A 16,461-nucleotide genomic window follows, 5' to 3' on the forward strand; every position below is an offset into this window, starting at 1 on the left:
CTCAATGCTCCGGTGACGCGGCCAGCAGGCGCCAAACCTCGTAGGTCAGGTCCCAGAAGCGCTTGTCGCGGCGCATTTCCACCACGTCGCGCGGACGCTCGAAGGGAACCGCCAGATCGGCGACGATGGTGCCGGGACGCGGCGACATCACCAGAACCCGGTCCGCCAGCGTCAGCGCCTCATCGACGCTGTGGGTGATGAACACGACGGTCTTGCCGGTGCGCTCCCAGATGCCGAGCAGTTCCTGCTGCAGCGTCAGCCGTGTCTGCTCGTCCAGCGCCCCGAAGGGTTCGTCCATCAGAAGCACGTCGCGGTCGTCGACCAGCGACCGCGCGACGGAAACGCGCTGCTTCATGCCGCCGGACAGCTGGTGCGGATAGGCGCTCGCGAACTCGGTCAGGCCGGTCAGCTCGAGGAGCTCGTTCACGCGGCCGCGCTGCTTCTCAGCGGAAACGCCCCTGAGGCTCAGCGGAAAGGCGACGTTCTGCGCCACCGTCAGCCAGGGAAGGACCGATGCCTCCTGAAAGACCATGGCCGGCGGCGTGGTGCTGTCGATGCGCACCTCGCCGCTCAGCTTCTGCTCCAGGCCGGCCAGGATGCGCAGCACCGTCGTCTTGCCGCAGCCCGAAGGCCCGACGATGCAGACGAACTCGCCCCGCTTGACGGTGAAGTTGACATCGGTCGCCGCGAGCGTGATGCGGTCGCCGGAAGCGTCGTAGAACGCCTTGACGAGATGCCGGACCTCGATCGCGGCTGCGGCGTTAGCCGCAACCGGATTGCGGCCGGTCTGCGAGACGGCCATGTTCATTGCTTCGCGAGGAGTGCGTTGGCCTTTTCCAGGAGGTCCGTCCGATAGACGGAATCGATGTCGACCGGTCCGTCATATTCGAGCGCGCCGCGCGCCCGGAAGAACTCCTCCTGCTCGCGGACCGAAGCCAGATCGATGGAGCCGTCCTCCGAACGGATCGTGTAGGCGATGCCCTTCAGCGTCTCCTTCTCCGTGCCCGTGTATTTCGACACGATCTCCAGGATGCTGTCATCCTCCCAGCCGCCATTGTCGAGCTGGCGCGCCGCCTTCAGGAAGGCCGCCATGAAGTTGACGACGGCGTCCTCGTTCTCCGTCACAAACTCGTTGTTGAAGGCGATGAAGCCCAGTTCTGTGCCGAAGGTATGATCTTCGACCAGACGACGGCCCAGCCCCTGCTTCTCGAGCTGCAGCGCGAAGGGCTCGATGCTCCAGCCCGCCTCGAGCCCGCCATTGGCGAAGGCTGCGGCGGTGGCCGGCGGCGGCAGGTAGATCGCCTCGACATCATCGACCGTCAGGCCGCCCTTTTCCAGCGCCTTGGCGACGGAGTAGAGGCCGAAGCCGCCCGGGCCGGGAATGCCGACACGCTTGCCCTTGAGGTCCTTGACCTCGCGAATGCCATCCTGCCAGGCCTGTTCCGACACCATGAACGGCGACGGCGAGGGCACGCTGTCCGGCATCTTGGCCAGCGTGGCGACGATGGTCACGGTCGCGCCGCTGTTGATGGAATTGAACAGGCCGGCGCCCCATGTGGCCGCGCCCGAAACGACATTGCCGGAGGCCAGCATCTGGATCGTCTCGGCCGTACCGCTCTTCGGCGAAAGCGTCACATCCAGGCCGAACTCCTCGAAATAGCCCAGTTCCTCGGCGAGGAAGAACGGCGCATAGTCGGCAAACGGCGAGTACAGAAACTCGATCTGCGGCTTTTCCTGTGCCCAGACCGGCACGGCGGCGGAGAGCGTCATAGCGGCGGCAGCAGCGGCTGCCAGGAGATCACGACGACTGATTGAAGACATGCACGAGACTCCTCCTGTGCCCGTTCGGCCTCCCCGGGCCGGTATCGGACGATCCTGTCATTGCCCGGAAGCGATCACCGCGCCGGGGGCAAGCCGATTGCCTAAGCGACAGCGAGCTTACAACTGATGTATCAGTGATGCAATCTGATACTTCTAAAGGAATACGTTCCTGCGCGGCAGCCTTCCGGCGCGCGATGCATTCCCCGCAGACGATGCATTCCGGAATGCTCCGCCAGTGGCAGCATGTTTCGCAGCAGGTTCGTTCCGCCCGGTCACAGAGGACGGGTCCCGGAAAATGAGATCTGCTTCATTGTTTTTTCGCGATCATGCGGGCGTCAGGTGATGCCACCTGACTGCAGAACGCTCTAACCGCGACGCGCAGCGCGCGTGGCAGCGACCTCGACAATGTGGTCGGTCATCCCTGCATAGACCTTCCTGGCGTCGAAACGCGTGTCGAAGATTTCCCGCCGCCGCGTCCGCGCCGCGGCGATCTCCGGGGCGGCCAGCACATCGCCGATCGCGGCGGCGAGCGAGGCGGGCGTGGCGTCGGCGATGCTGCGTCCCGCCGCCGTTTCGGCATAGAGGTTTTCGGCCTCGCCGGTCAGCGTCGCCACCTGATAGGTGCCGTAGGCCATGTATTCATAGACCTTGTTGGGCAGGCCCTGCGGCGCGTTCTTCGCATAGGGCAAAAGGCCGACATCGGATGCGCCGAGGAGTGCTGCGACCTCGTCCGGGCCGAGCCAGCCGGGCAAAACGGTATTGGGCAGCGCTTCGAAGGCGCGCTTCAGTTCGGGGCGCTCGGAGGCGTTTCCGGCGAGCACGAAGACAATGTCCCGGCGGTCGGTCAGGCGGCGCGCCGTCTCAAGCACGAGTTCCAGATCGTAGGTGGCGCCCCAGGAACCGACGAAGGAGACGATACGCTGCCCCTGCCCGACGCCCAACCTTTCGAGTACGCCGGCCGTCTCCGCCGCGGACGCATCCGGCGGACGCAGGAAGCCCAGCGGAAACACGCGGTCCAGCTCCGTCCGCCTGCGCGCACCCTTCGCCTGCCCCCAGTTCAGATACTCTTCCGAGATGCCGATCAGCGAATCCGCATGTCCGCAGGCAAACCTCGCCTGCCGGTCGAGAGGCATCACGCCGAGGCGGACGAAAGGCCGGAGAAGCGGCGGCATGAAGTCGGCGAAGAAATCCGGCCAGAGGTCGCGGATCGACAGGATCGTCGGAATTTCTGCCCTTCGCCCAAAACCGATGGCGGCGCTGGCCGCGTCCGTGGTCGGCAGGTCGGCGACGATGACATCCGGCAGGCGCGCGGCTCTTTCCGCGGCGCGCAGGAATTCCCGCGCGAATCTGCGGTTGTGCAGCAGGCGGCGCAGGCCGATGTTGCGCCTGTAGCCCGGCGCGGGGAGAACCTCGATCGCCAGATGATCGCCCGGCTCGAGACGGCCGGCACTGCGCTGGCGCCGCGAGTAATGGTTGAAGGTCGAGGTAAACCAGGTGGTTTCGTGACCCGCCGCAGCCAGCGTCGCCGACAGCATGCCGGCCCGCAGGAGGCGCGGGCTTCCCGGGTCCGTCGGCAGCGGCTCCAGATCCCGCACGATCCATATCCTCATCGGCGGCGCGGGCCCTCACCCCTCGCCGATGACCCATTCCTCCTTGAAGGTCGATATTCTGGTTCCATCATCCGCTTTGTCGATGCCATCCGTTGCCGTGTTCTTTCTGCCCCGGACAGGCGCTGATATGCGGTGCCTGGGGACAGGGATTGCCTGGTTCGGCGACCCCCGAGAGAGGTTGCGGTGGCATCCTGTAACCGGTAAGCCTCTCGATGAAGAAGCATAGAGCAAGCTAACGGACCCCATGGCAATCTGGAAACGCATCCGGCCCTTTCTTTCCGGCGTCGTCCGCCTCTTCCACATCAGCTATCTCGAGGCGAAATCCGACCACAAGGGCACCTATCTGGGGATCCTGTGGGTGCCGCTGTCCAGCCTCATCTTCACGTCCATGCTGGCCCTGATCTTCAGACATTCCGAAACCGTGCCGCTGGCTGACTTCTTCCTCTACGTTCTGGCGGGTTACGTCTTCTGGGGCTTCATCGCCTCCTCGATCACCGGAAGCACGGACGTCATTCAGGGGCGGCTCGAATTCGCGGTTCACAACAACCTTTCCATGGCCGGCCTGTTTGGCAAGCTTCTCGTGGACAGGCTGTTCATCTATTTCATCAACCTCGCTCCGCTCGTTCTGTTAATCCTCATCCTGCGGCCGGCTTACCTCGGACTCAGCCTCGCCCTGTTCGCACCCTTCATGATCGTGAGTATCATCACCTCCCTGGGCACCGCTTATCTCGTCAACATGGTGACGATTTTCTTCCCGGATTTCAAAATGACGTTCACGGTCGGAACGCGCTTCATGTTCTTCGCATCACCCGTTTTCTGGAGTGCGGCCGATGTCACCAGCGGACCACGTGCTTTCCTGATGAAGTATAATCCGGCCGCCTACTATCTCTCGCTTCCGCGCCAGGTCTTCGGCATCGAAGCGTTCAACCCGACGACATGGCTGGTGGTCGCGGCGGTCTCGATCGTCGTGTGCCTGGCGGGCTATCTGGCCTACCACCATTCGCAAGGCTTCGTAAGGAACCTGAAATAGCAATGGCAAAGATCGAGATCGAGAACGTCAGCGTCAGCTATTTTCTGCGCAAGCAGGGCGATGTGTCGAAAAGCATTGAGCGCGGCGCCGTCGGCGCCCAGATCCTCATCGGCCAGCGCTATCTGGAGATCGCAGCGCTGCGCAACATCTCGCTGTCGCTCAAAGACGGCGACCGCGTCGGACTGATCGGCATCAACGGTTCGGGCAAATCAACCCTCCTCAAGCTCTGCGCCGGCGCCCTCGCGGCGCATGCGGGCCGGATAACGATCGAAGGGCGCGTGAGCCCGCAGTTCGCCCTGGGCTCGGGAATGAAGGCCAGCCTCACGGGGCGTCAGAACACCGAGCTGAAATGCCTCTATATGAGGATACCGCAGCGGTCGATCGCCCGCCATGTGGAAGACGTGAAGCAACTCTCCGGCCTCGGCGGATATTTCGAGCTGCCGATTCAAGCCTATTCCGCAGGCATGCGCTCGCGGCTGGTGATGAGTTTGCTGCGGCTTGTGCGCGGCGAGATTCTTGTCATGGACGAGTGGGTGAATGCCGCGGACCCTTCGCTCAGTGCGGCGATCGGTGGCCTTCAGGCCCAGCTTATAGAAAGGGCGAAGATCCTATTGCTCGCCAGCCATTCGCGACGCGTTCTCGAAGAATGGGTGGAAACGATCGTCTGGCTCGACCAAGGTGAGATTCGCGTTCAAGGGAAGGTGGGCGACGTTTACCCCGAGTATCAGGAATGGATGAAGCAGCGAAAGACTGTCAAACCATCGAACGATGCGGCGGCGAAACCGAACTGAACGGCGAAACGGCGTCCGCCTCCGCACGCCGCTGGCCACACACCGGAAAGAGTTGAAGATCCATGCGTTTCTCCGTGATCGTTCCGGTCTATCAGCATTGGCTTCTCGTGCCGAAGCTGCTTGCATGCCTGGAACGCCAGGAGTTCCCGCAGGATCGGTTCGAGACGCTCCTCGTCGACAACGGGTCGAGCGATGTGATCGTGCCGAAGGACATGCCTCCTCGAACGCACATTCTGCACTGCCCGAAGCCCGGCTCCTATGCGGCGCGCAATCATGGCGTCCGCGAGGCAAAAGGCGCCTTTTTGGCCTTCACGGACGCCGACTGCATGCCCTCGCCCCAATGGCTGCGGGCGCTGGCCGACGCGGCGGAACAAGGAACCGCCGGCGAGACCCTTCTGGCGGGATCGGTCGAGATCGTTCCGGTATCGCAGCGTCCCGGCCCCTGCGAGATATACGACATCGTCAAAGGCATTCCGCAGTCCCGCTATGTCGGACGCGGCTATGCGGCAACCGCAAATCTCGCGGTGTCCAGGGCGGTGTTCGACGAGCTGAACGGCTTCGACGAGAGCCGCTTCTCGGGTGGCGATGCGGACTTCTGCCGGCGGGCGGGTAGCAAGGGCCACCCGATCCTCTATGTACCGGAGGCTCGAGTCGACCATCCGGCACGGGCGAGCTGGGCGGAAATCACGACCAAGGCCCGACGCGTCAAGGGAGGGCAGGTGATGGCCGGCGCGCCCGCACGCAAGCGTCAGTGGATGCTCGCCACCCTTCTGCCACCCGTCCGCGGCGCCTGGCATTTTCTGCGCGCCGACCGACACTCGTTGAAGTACAGGTTCATCGCAATCGGCGTGCTGCTGCGGATATGGCTCGTCGAGGTGCACGAGCTTTGCCGCCTGCTGTTCGGCGGCGCGCCCGAGAGGCGTTGATCGCATGACGCCGCGACCGGAGAGCCACCGAATGTGCAGGAAAACCGAGTAATGATCGATAATGCACGTATGCTCCGGTTTCACCGCGAAGGGCTACAGCGGGTCGCCAGGATCATCGACGGCAATCCGAACTACGACGCCCTCATGGGCGAAAAGCTGTCGGACAGCGAGCTCGCGCTCTTCGACGACACACTCGGCATTGCGGAACGGCGCCGGCACGCGATCCAGATGGCCGGTTCGCGGGTAGGAACGCTGCCAATCAACATCATACGGCCGCGCTTCGAGGGCTTCGTGTGCGAAGGCCGATCGAGAAACAACCTACAGGAATTCGCCTTCTTCGACACCCTGCTCGGTGGTATCGTTCCCAAGCTCGCAAGCCAGAACTATTCGTTCTGCCACCGCTATTCCTGCACGTCCCTTTCAGCTCCGCAGCAGGCGGCGCTCGATGCCGTGATCGACGATATCCGTTCGTTCTACAGATCCCATACTGCGATCACGGCAAGTCTCGTTCGCCAGCAAATCCTCTACAGCCGCTCCTTTCTCGGCTTCCTGATCGCTTTCACCGACAAGAAGGCAGTCGCGCCGGCGGCTCTCGTGCAGGCGAACGATCACTCGCCTGTTCGCGTCGCCCTTTCGATGATCATGAAGGGGATGGACGTTCCACGCATCTACCTGCAGCACGCGGAAGTCTCGCAGCATTTTCCGCCGCTGGATTTCGACCATAGCGTGCTGCGCAACGCGCAATCGCTTGACGTCTACCGGCAGATCGGTCCGGTGGAGGGTGAAACATATGTCATCTCTCGTCATGGCGACGCATTCGCCCGGCAGCGGCTTGCGCGATCCCGCGGCGATCGAGCATCTGTCGTCATCTATCCCACATCGACGGTGCGCGCCGACGAGTTGCGGCAAACGATCGACATCCTGCATGCCAACCCGGCGATCGAGAGAATCCTGATCAAGCAGCATCCCGGCGCGCGACGACCGCTCAAGGACCAGATCGACACGGCCTACACCACCCTGATCGATACGATCCCCGATTGGGATCATGTGGCGCTCGTGGGCAATTCTTCCGTGGCCATGGAGCTTTTGCATCGTGGCATCCCGGTCTACCAGAATTTCGACTTCGACCCGGTCGACCGGGACTATTACGGGTTCGTGAAGGATGGTGTCACGATCGAGGTTGACCGGCGGATGCTGGCCGAGGCGTTCTGGCGTCCGTACGAACTGAGCGAAACCTGGCTGGAGCGCTATGCGCGGTGGGATCCGACCGCCGACGAAACGCATGGAGAGGAGAAAGCCAAGTTCATCCAGGCGATGCGCAGCCTGGCGGGCGGGCATGCGGTCGGTTCCTCCTTCCGCAAACACCTCCCGCCGATGCCTGCCTTCGGCCGAAGCCGTGAGCGAATCAAAGGGTTTGTCAAACCGGCGCTGATCAGGCTGATCAACGCGAACCAGGGGCTTGTCTCCCGGGCGATGACGTTCCTCGTATCCAACACCGATCTGAAAATCGGCCACACCAGCGGCCGGGCCGCTTCGGTGATGTTCATCGAGCGAACGCTGAGCGATCTGAACGATCCGGCCGATTGGCTCCTCCTGAACGAAAAGATCCGGGCTTTCCCAGCGGTCGACGTGATCCTGGCCATCGAAGAGATGTTCCAGAAGCGCAACCCAGCCTTGAAAACGATCTTCGAGGGATTGTCGCGCTGGCCATTCGGCGCATCCGCCGGCACCTGGGCCTATCTGAAGAAACTCGACCTGGCAAATCTGGCGCCGGACCGGGAGGAGCTCGACGCGATCGCCGCGTCGATCTACCGCCTGGAAGGCGACAAGGAATTGATGCGGCATCTCGAACGCTCGCTGCTGTCGACCATACTGCGCTTCGGCACGGTCGAACAGCTCGATGCGTTCTGGACGAACGCCTCCGTCTTTCATCCAGGCAACCTCCCCGTCAACAAGCAGATCGACGTGCTTCGGAAGCTGCGCCGATCGGGCGCGGATGCGGCGGAAGTCGAGCGGATGCGTGCCGTGTTCGATAAGCGCGCCTCCCCCTTCGACCGGCTCAAATTCGACAACATGGACGCCCTCGACCGCAATGCCTCCGGGGAATGGAACCATCTTCAAGCGGAGGAGCGGTTTTCGCAGGTGGCGCCGCGCGGCGTGGCGGAGGAGTTCGCCGCCTCCGTCAAGCCGGCCTATGACGCGCTACGTCCCCGCATGCGCTTCATGGATACGCGCACGAACGCGGCGGAGGCCGATCAGCTGCTATCATTGGCGCGGGACGCGCTTCGCCACGGCCAGGCCTTTTCCCTCATTCGTCTCAGCGACGGCGAGGGCTACCTGTTCCCGGACGGCCCCTTTTTCGATGCCTCCGACGCGGCCAACCGCGAGCGCCATTGGTGGGGCGTGGAGCTTACCGCCGATCTGCGCGCGGCGATCCGCGAGGGAGCCCGCGCCGCCGTGGCCGAAGCCGACGTCGTCGGCATTCCCTCGGTGTATCGTTTCATCAGGGATCATACCGATTCGAGCCGGTCCCTGGCGCTGTCGATACAGGGCCGCGGGCTGCTCCAGGTTCTCGACGGCGTGGCGCCTCTGCTCTCCGCAAGCGCCTCGATAGCCGAGGACAAGGTGAACGTCTCAGCCTTTGGCGATATGGAGACCGTCAAGCCGTTGATCGATCTGGCCGGCAGGGTCGTCGTCGTCGGCAGCGTGCGACGGGAAAGCCTGCCACCGGCGCTCCGCGAAGCACGCAAGGTCGAACTCGTCGCCATACCGACCCATCACAAGACTTCTCTCAACGAGAAGTATCACGGCGGCGATGAATCCTTGCCTTTCGTCTACCCTGCCCTGCTTGGCGAACTCGACGCACTGTCCCGGCCGGGCGACCTGGTGCTCGTCGCGGGCGGCATCATCGGAAAAATATTCGCAGGTCACGCGCGTCGCCAGGGAGCGGTGGCACTCGATATCGGCAGCGTGCTCGATGATTGGGCTCAGGACGGCATGCCGACAATGCGATAGTACAGGAGCCTATCCGAAAAGCTCGGCAAGCCGCGCCTCGCCCCGGCGCGGAATCACGACATCACGATGTCCCAGCTTGCCGGAGTGCCGGCTTTCAGCTCGCGGCTGGCGCGCTTGCCGAGAAGCATCTCGAAATGCTTCGGTGCCAAGCCATGCCCCGGTCGCACGATGCGTAGATTCTCAGCCGTCAGTTCCTCGCCGGCTTCAACGTCGCGCGCGATGTAAATCGAACGGCGGAAGACCAGCGATTTTTCCTCGACCTTGGTCGGCCCATAGGCAACCATACCCAGAGACTGCCATGCGCGCTCGGTTTCCGTCACAAGCGAAGCCATTTCCGCGGGCTCCAGTGAGAAGGTGCTGTCGACGCCCCCGTCGGCCCGGCTGAGCGTAAAATGCTTCTCCACCACGGTTGCTCCAAGCGCGACCGCGGCCACCGCGACGCCGACACCCATGGTGTGGTCGGAAAGACCGATCTCGCAACCGAACAGCTCGCGCATATGAGGTATGGTCAGGACATTGGTGTTCTCAGGCGTCGCCGGATAGGTGCTCGTGCATTTCAGCAGGACGAGATCCTGACAGCCGGCCCCACGCGCTGCCTCTACCGCCTCATCCAGTTCCGCCAGGCTCGCCATCCCGGTGGAGATAATCATCGGCTTGCCGGTGGCTGCGACCTTGCGGATCAATGGTAGGTGAATGTTCTCGAAGGAAGCGATCTTGTAGGCGGGAACATCGAGTTCCTCGAGAAAATCGACCGCCGTCTCGTCGAATGGCGTGCTGAAGCACAGCATGCCGTGTTCCCTGGCGCGCCGCATGATCGGCTCGTGCCAATCCCAAGGCGTGTGGGCGTCATTGTAGAGATCGTGAAGGTTCCTACCGGTCCAAAGGCTTTCCTTGTCCTTGATATCGAATTCTCCGCCGCGAACGTCGAGCGTGATCGTGTCGGCCGTGTATGTCTGCAGCTTCAAGGCATGAGCGCCGGTGGCAGCGGCGGCATCGACGATCTCCAGGGCTCGATCGAGCGACTGATTGTGGTTGCCCGACATCTCGGCGATCACGAAAGGGGCAGCATCGCGACCGATCTTGCGATTTCCGATAAACATATTTCACCTTCCGCTACAGATTGGTTTAGGCGCCGATTCTACTTCGCCGTTCTTGGGAATTTTCGAGGCGGAACTATGCCTCGCGTGGGAAACTCCAGACCGCGCCGATGCGCCACAGCCGTTCGATCATCTCGTGCCTCAGGAGGCTGACCACCATTCGCGCGCGGAAGTGCTCACGGCCGCCCCTCTCGAAATCGTGCTTCCAAAAGATCGGCATAGGCACAAAACACCTTTCTCAAGCGCGCGAGAAGAGGGATATCATCACAGAGAACGCTCCTGAACCTTCTCTGCGGAATTCATGGCTTCCATCACAGCATTCACGACCCGTTCGACGCCTCGTCCATCCACCACGCCAAGGCACCTCGCCGACCAAGCGCCATCGAGTCCCGTCGTCGCCAGTTCTTCCAGAGCTCGGCCGATCTCGGCGGCGCCGACCTCGTTGCAATGTCCGAGCCAGATCACGAAACCGCTTCGCGCAAGCTCGTTGGCGATCGGGCGCTGGTTCTCGGCGAGGCTCACCACGAGAGACGGCAGGCCAAGGCACAGTCGCTCCCAGCTGGTCGCTCCCGCCGCGCCGATCGCCAGGTCGGCCTCCAGCATGAGGGGCGCCAGGCTCGGCAGACGCTCGTGAAGCCGCAGGCGCGCGTGATTTTCCGCCAGCGTGGCCACCTGCGCGTAATGCGGCGCCGAGGCCGAAAGCACGATATCGGCGGACATCTCTGGCCGATCCAGCGCCAGAAGCGCTTCGACCGTCTGCAGGGTCAATCCGTCCTTGTCCACGCCGCCGAAGGAGACAAGGAGCCGGCGCAATGATCCCTCCCTCAACGCCGCACGGGGCCGCAACCGCGCATAATCGGGTTGAAGCAAGGCATATGACGGCCCGAGAAGGAGTTTGCAGGCTTCGGGAGCCTTGCCCGCATAGCGCTCGTCGCGCAGCGCCACCAGGTTCTGGTCGAGCAGGAGGTCGCAATCATGCGCGCGATCGGCGAGATCGTCGATCACCATGATTGCATCAGCCTGATCGCGAAGGCGGCTCTCCCAGCGCGCATCGATGCCGTAGTGGTCGACGATCAGCCAGTCCGGACGGAAATCGTCGAGCGCCGCCAGCGTCTCGTCCGCGTCTCGCCGCCAATCGACGGCAAGCCAGGAAGCGTGCGCCGGCCCGTCGGCGGCCGCCTGCTCCCCCGGTCGCGGAGCCGCGAGGCGGCGCAGCGCAAAACCGCGCTCCTCGATCAATACACCGAGCTCTCCCTCGTGTTGGCGACAGACAAAGCGTATGTCGGCGCCCTTCTCGCGCAGCGCCTCGGCCAGCGTCAGGCAACGCATCACGTGCCCCGTGCCGATGGCCAGGGATGCATCGGCGCGGAAGGCGATCCTAATTTTCTCCGCAATCTTCATCGTGCCTGCAATGCCTGAAACAGCCATTCCGCCCGCTTCCAATCCTCGAGCGTGTCGATGTCCTGAACGCGATAGCTGGGCAGGATCAGAGGGATCGAACCGGGAGAAAAGATCGGTTCTCCCCCCAACCATGCCCCGGCTCGCCCCCAGTAGAACTGGCCGGCGTCATGGTAGGCTTCCTCGAGATCCTGGGAGCGCGTGTAAAAATGCTCTGGACTGAACATCTCAACGCGCCCTTCGCCCGTCAACCGCACGGCGCGCTGGATCGGAAAAGGGTAGCTCGTGACGGGAAAGACATAGGCGCAGTCTTCGGCTTCCAGCATCTTCAGTCCAGTGCGCAAATCCTCCGCCTGCACGAACGGGGCGGTGGCATAGAGACAGCAGACCCTGTCGGGCGCTACGCCGTTCTGCCGGTGCCATTCCACCGCATGGGCGATGACCGGCACGGTGCCGGCATGGTCATCAGAAAGCTCTGCCGGCCGCATGAACGGCGTCTCGGCGCCGCATTGCCTGGCGACCGCCGCGATCTCCTCGTCGTCGGTGGAAACGATGATCTTGTCGAAGCATCCGCTGCCGCGGGCCGCGTCGATGGACCACGCGATCATGGGCCGTCCGCAGAACGGTCGGATGTTCTTGCGTGGAATCCGCTTGCTGCCTCCGCGCGCCGGGATGACCGCCAGCCTCATCTCAATGTGCCTCTCTCCTGCCTCACGCCTCGAAGGCGTTTTCCAGAGCGTCGACCACCCGATCCTGCTGCTCCTCGCTCATGGTCGGATACATGGGCAGGCTGATGGCTTCCGCATAGTAGGCTTCGGCCTGCGGGAAATCGCCCGGCTTGAAACCTAGACGCTGATAGTAGGGCTGGGTGTGAACGGGGATGTAATGCAGATTGACGCCGATGCCCTTGTCCCGCATCGCAACGAACACGTCGCGATGGTGCCGGTTGGTCTTGTCGCGCTGCAGGCGGACGACATAAAGATGAAGGCCGGAATAGCCGTCCGGGCTCTGCCAGGGAACCGTCACGGGCAGGGGCTCGAGCATCCGGTCGTAACGGCGCGCCAGCGCATGGCGCCGGGCGACGAACGCATCCAGCCGGGCCATCTGGCTCAGGCCCAGCGCGCCCTGCAGTTCAGTCATTCGGTAGTTGAAGCCCAGATCGACCTGCTGATAGTACCAGGGGCCGTCGGGTTCGTGGCTCATCAATGCGGGGTCGCGCGTTATGCCATGACTGCGCAGAAGCGCCATGCGCCCGGCCAGAGCCGCATCGCGGGTCGTCGCCATGCCGCCCTCGGCCGAAGTGATCACCTTCACGGGGTGAAAGCTGAACACCGTCACGTCACTGTAGCGGCAATCGCCGATCGGCCCGTCTCGGTAGCGACCGCCGATCGCATGCGATGCGTCCTCGACAATGGCGAAGCCGTAACGCTGTCCAAGCGCATGGATGGCCGCCATATCGCAGGGCTGGCCGCTCAGGTGAACCGGCACGACCACTTTCGGCAGGCGGCCATCCCTTTCGGCGGTGACGAGCTTGCGCTCGAGCGCCTCGGGAGACAGGTTGTAGGTGCGCGGGTCGATGTCGACGAAATCCACCTGCGCGCCGCAATAAAGGGCGCAATTGGCCGAGGCCACGAATGTCGTCGGGCTGGTCCACAACCAATCGCCCGGCCCCAGGCCCAGGGCCATGCAGGCGATGTGCAGCGCCGAGGTGGCGCTGTTGACCGCGACCGCGTGATCTACACCGCAATAGTCGGCCACGGCTTGCTCGAACCTGGGCACGACGGGGCCCTGGGTGAGGAAATCCGAACGCAGAACCTCGACAACTGCGTCGATATCGGCCTGCGCGATATCCTGTCGACCGTACGGAATCACACTCATATGTTCCCGATCTTCTCCCGGTTGCCGATCACCCATTCCTGGAGCGTCTCGGCGCCCATCCAGTCCTCGTTGTTGTCGCTGGTGTAGCTGAACCCGTCTTCCACCTTGACGCCATCCTTGATCCGCTCCTTGCTCGAGCCCCAATTGTTGATGGTCGGGAGGATCTTGTAATAGTCGGGATATTCGTAGGTGTAGAAGGAATCTTCCGGGCCGATCATCTGCTCATGCAGCTTCTCGCCTGGCCGAATGCCGACGAATTTCAACTTCGCCTCAGGCGCCACGGCGTGGGCCAGGTCGACCACTTTCATGGAGGGAATCTTCTTCACGTAGATTTCCCCGCCTTCCATGTCGTCGAAGGCATGCCAGACAAGTTCCACGCCCTGCTCGAGGGTGATCATGAAACGGGTCATTCTCTCATCCGTGATCGGCAGTTCGCCCTGCTCGCGGATCGAGAGAAAGAACGGGATCACCGAACCGCGCGAACCCATTACGTTTCCATAACGGACGACGGCAAAACGTGTATCGTGACCGCCGGCATAGGAGTTGCCGGCCACGAAAAGCTTGTCCGAGGCCAGCTTGGTCGCGCCGTAGAGATTGATCGGGCTGCTCGCCTTGTCGGTCGAAAGCGCTACGACGCGCTTTATCCCGCGATCGATGCAGGCGTCGATCACGTTCATGGCGCCGTTGATGTTGGTCTTGATGCACTCGAACGGGTTGTACTCGGCGGTCGGGACGATTTTCGTCGCTGCCGCATGTACCACGTAGTCGACGCCGTCCAGCGCGCGGTACAGACGCTCCTTGTCGCGCACATCGCCAATGAAGAAGCGCACGCGGCTGTCGCCCTCGTACTTCTTGGCCATGTCCCATTGTTTCATCTCGTCGCGCGAGTACACGATGATGCGCTTCGGATTATAACGCTCCAGCGTCATGGGCAGGAATGTATTGCCGAACGAACCCGTACCGCCCGTGATGAGTATTGATTTCTCTGTCAGCATGTCTGTGTCAGTCGCCACCATCGTTCGAGGCCTTCGCCCAAGTAGAGAAGCCTTTTAGAGCGAGGGCGGCTCAGGAAGCAAGCTCCGTATTGGAGTTGTATCAATCATTTAACATAACGCTCCGCTTGCATGCAGATACCCGCGGAATTACCGCTACCCAGGCGTCAGCCGGGACGGCCTATGCTTCTGTACTTGAGACCGTAGCGGGCGACTGTGTTGAGATTATACAGGTTCCTGCCGTCGAAGATGATGGGGTTCGCGAGCGTCTCGCGGATCAGTTCGAAGGACGGTGCGCGAAAGCTCTTCCACTCGGTGGCGATCGCCAAGGCATCGGCGCCCTGCAGCGCGGCTTCCTTCGTCGGACAAAGCGTCAGGTCGTCCCGTTCGCCATAGATCTTCCGGCATTCCTCCATCGCATGCGGATCGTAGGCGCGCACGCTGGCGCCCGCGTGCCACAGGCTTTCGAGGAGAACGCGCGCCGGCGCCTCGCGCATGTCGCTGGTGTTGGGCTTGAAGGACAGCCCCCACAAAGCGATCGTCTTTCCAGCGAGCTGCGCACCGAAATGACCCACGATGAGATCGAACAGCACGCGCTTCTGTCGCTCGTTGCGCCGGTCGACGGCGCGCAATATCTGCGGATCGACATCGGCCTGCTCAGCGGTCCTGATCAGCGCCCGCACGTCCTTCGGAAAGCACGAACCGCCGTAGCCGATGCCCGGATAGATGAAATCGTAGCCGATGCGCGGGTCGCTGCCGATGCCGACCCGCACCTGTTCGATGTCAGCGCCCAGGCGATCGGCAATATTCGCCAACTCGTTCATGAAGCTGATCTTGGTCGCCAGCATGCAGTTGGCGGCATATTTGGTGAGTTCCGCGCTGCGCACATCCATGACGATCATCTTCTCATGGTTGCGGTTGAACGGCGCGTAGAGCTCGCGCATCACTATTTCGGCTTCGTCGCTGTCGGTCCCGACGACAATCCGGTCCGGCTTCATGCAATCGGGAACCGCAGAGCCTTCCTTCAGGAACTCGGGGTTCGACACGACGTGAAAGTCGATCCCCGCGACCCCTCTTTCGGTCAGCTCCGCCTCGATCGCCCCCCGGATGCGGTCGCAGGTGCCGACCGGAACCGTCGACTTGCTGACGACCACCTTGGAGCTGTCCATCGCTGCGCCGATCGTCCGGGCGACTGCCAGGACGTACTTCAAGTCGGCCGAGCCATCCTCTTCCGGCGGCGTACCGACGGCGATAAACAGTACTTGGCCGTGCCACACGCCGGCGACGGAATCTGCAGTGAAGTGAAGCCTACCGGCCTCGTGATTCTCGTTGACCAGGCGCTCCAGCCCCGGCTCGTAGATCGGCATGACACCTTGTTTCAGCCGCTCCACCTTGTCGACGTCGATGTCGACGCAAAGCACGTCATGGCCGGACTCGGCCAACACCGCCGCCTGCACAAGACCGACATAGCCGACGCCGAAAACTGTGATCTTCATCTGTCCGCTCGTATGCTTCTGCGGGCTTTGCGCAATGCGGGTTCGATTGTGATTGCCAGCGGCGCTGAGACCGATGAGGAAACGATGCCCGCAGTCCACCGCCGTTTCAAGATAGCGTTTGGAAGCGGAGCGATAGCAGAGCGGAACCAAAGCTGCAAACTATCAGCTCGCTCAGCCCGCCCCATGAGCTGGTCCGGTCTCAGCCTTAATACGTGCCGGGTTGTTCGGCCATTGCCCGAGTTGATGGCGCCGCTGATCGCTTGCTGGTGTAGGCCATATCGTGGTTCTGGTGCCGGCGGTTGATATCCGAGTAGTGAGTTCAGCCACTCGGTTTTGTAGCAGCGCCTTCGCGCCTCGATGATGACCTTTGCCTCGGCGAAGCTGACGTGCCTCCCGATTTTCGGAGC

Annotated in this window: 14 protein-coding genes and 1 pseudogene; 4 read left to right on the plus strand and 11 right to left on the minus strand. The window is 62.6% G+C overall.

Annotated elements, in window-relative coordinates; all coding sequences use genetic code 11:
- Position 1: 1 nt before the first annotated feature.
- The 3 genes from NA2_RS18535 to NA2_RS18545 all read right to left on the minus strand — a co-directional run bounded on the left by NA2_RS18535 (position 2) and on the right by NA2_RS18545 (position 3,416).
- The gene (locus tag NA2_RS18535) at positions 2–808 is read right to left on the minus strand and encodes an ABC transporter ATP-binding protein (protein ID WP_008598692.1); all 807 of its coding nucleotides are present in this window, start codon (positions 806–808) and stop codon (positions 2–4) included.
- The gene (locus tag NA2_RS18540; RefSeq protein WP_157188308.1) at positions 805–1,821 is read right to left on the minus strand and encodes an ABC transporter substrate-binding protein; all 1,017 of its coding nucleotides are present in this window, start codon (positions 1,819–1,821) and stop codon (positions 805–807) included. The genes NA2_RS18535 and NA2_RS18540 overlap by 4 nt, the downstream gene beginning before the upstream one ends.
- Positions 1,822–2,186: 365 nt before the next feature.
- Positions 2,187–3,416, minus strand: coding sequence for a glycosyltransferase (locus NA2_RS18545; protein ID WP_008598694.1), 1,230 nt, complete (start codon positions 3,414–3,416; stop codon positions 2,187–2,189).
- Between the two features lie 259 nt (positions 3,417–3,675).
- On the opposite strand from NA2_RS18545, the gene NA2_RS18550 reads away from it, so the two are divergent.
- The 4 genes from NA2_RS18550 to NA2_RS18565 all read left to right on the plus strand — a co-directional run bounded on the left by NA2_RS18550 (position 3,676) and on the right by NA2_RS18565 (position 9,193).
- On the plus strand, positions 3,676–4,461 hold the full coding sequence (locus NA2_RS18550) for an ABC transporter permease (RefSeq protein ID WP_008598695.1): 786 nt from the start codon (positions 3,676–3,678) through the stop codon (positions 4,459–4,461).
- A gap of 2 nt (positions 4,462–4,463) precedes the next feature.
- Entirely contained in the window at positions 4,464–5,252 is a 789-nt protein-coding gene (locus NA2_RS18555; RefSeq protein ID WP_008598696.1) for an ABC transporter ATP-binding protein, read from the plus strand.
- Between the two features lie 62 nt (positions 5,253–5,314).
- A complete protein-coding gene (locus NA2_RS18560) occupies positions 5,315–6,178 on the plus strand; it encodes a glycosyltransferase family 2 protein (RefSeq protein ID WP_008598697.1) in 864 nt (287 codons plus the stop codon).
- A gap of 51 nt (positions 6,179–6,229) precedes the next feature.
- Positions 6,230–9,193 carry a hypothetical protein gene (locus NA2_RS18565; protein WP_008598698.1) on the plus strand — a complete coding sequence of 988 codons (2,964 nt, stop codon included), beginning with the start codon at positions 6,230–6,232 and terminating at the stop codon, positions 9,191–9,193.
- Positions 9,194–9,246: 53 nt separating this feature from the next.
- On the opposite strand, the gene pseI is transcribed toward NA2_RS18565, so the two are convergent.
- The 8 genes and pseudogenes from pseI to NA2_RS22475 all read right to left on the minus strand — a co-directional run.
- A complete protein-coding gene (pseI, locus tag NA2_RS18570) occupies positions 9,247–10,293 on the minus strand; it encodes a pseudaminic acid synthase (RefSeq protein WP_008598699.1) in 1,047 nt (348 codons plus the stop codon).
- 73 nt (positions 10,294–10,366) lie between these two features.
- Complete coding sequence (locus NA2_RS22050; RefSeq protein ID WP_157188309.1) at positions 10,367–10,510, minus strand: hypothetical protein; 144 nt, start codon at positions 10,508–10,510, stop codon at positions 10,367–10,369.
- A 44-nt stretch (positions 10,511–10,554) separates the two neighbouring features.
- Complete coding sequence (gene pseG, locus NA2_RS18575) at positions 10,555–11,718, minus strand: UDP-2,4-diacetamido-2,4,6-trideoxy-beta-L-altropyranose hydrolase (protein ID WP_081582729.1); 1,164 nt, start codon at positions 11,716–11,718, stop codon at positions 10,555–10,557.
- Positions 11,688–12,377 carry a pseudaminic acid cytidylyltransferase gene (gene pseF / locus NA2_RS18580; protein WP_008598701.1) on the minus strand — a complete coding sequence of 230 codons (690 nt, stop codon included), beginning with the start codon at positions 12,375–12,377 and terminating at the stop codon, positions 11,688–11,690. Before pseF ends, pseG begins: the two co-directional genes overlap by 31 nt.
- Before the next feature lie 22 nt (positions 12,378–12,399).
- Entirely contained in the window at positions 12,400–13,560 is a 1,161-nt protein-coding gene (gene pseC / locus NA2_RS18585; RefSeq protein ID WP_008598702.1) for a UDP-4-amino-4,6-dideoxy-N-acetyl-beta-L-altrosamine transaminase, read from the minus strand.
- 2 nt (positions 13,561–13,562) lie between these two features.
- Positions 13,563–14,561: a UDP-N-acetylglucosamine 4,6-dehydratase (inverting) gene (gene pseB / locus NA2_RS18590; RefSeq protein WP_008598704.1), complete on the minus strand. Its 999-nt coding sequence runs from the start codon at positions 14,559–14,561 to the stop codon at positions 13,563–13,565.
- A gap of 164 nt (positions 14,562–14,725) precedes the next feature.
- The gene (locus NA2_RS18595) at positions 14,726–16,054 is read right to left on the minus strand and encodes a UDP-glucose dehydrogenase family protein (RefSeq protein WP_008598705.1); all 1,329 of its coding nucleotides are present in this window, start codon (positions 16,052–16,054) and stop codon (positions 14,726–14,728) included.
- A 205-nt stretch (positions 16,055–16,259) separates the two neighbouring features.
- A pseudogene (locus NA2_RS22475) lies at positions 16,260–16,461 on the minus strand (hypothetical protein); the annotation flags it as partial.

Source organism: Nitratireductor pacificus pht-3B (assembly GCF_000300335.1).
GTDB classification, from domain to species: domain Bacteria; phylum Pseudomonadota; class Alphaproteobacteria; order Rhizobiales; family Rhizobiaceae; genus Nitratireductor; species Nitratireductor pacificus.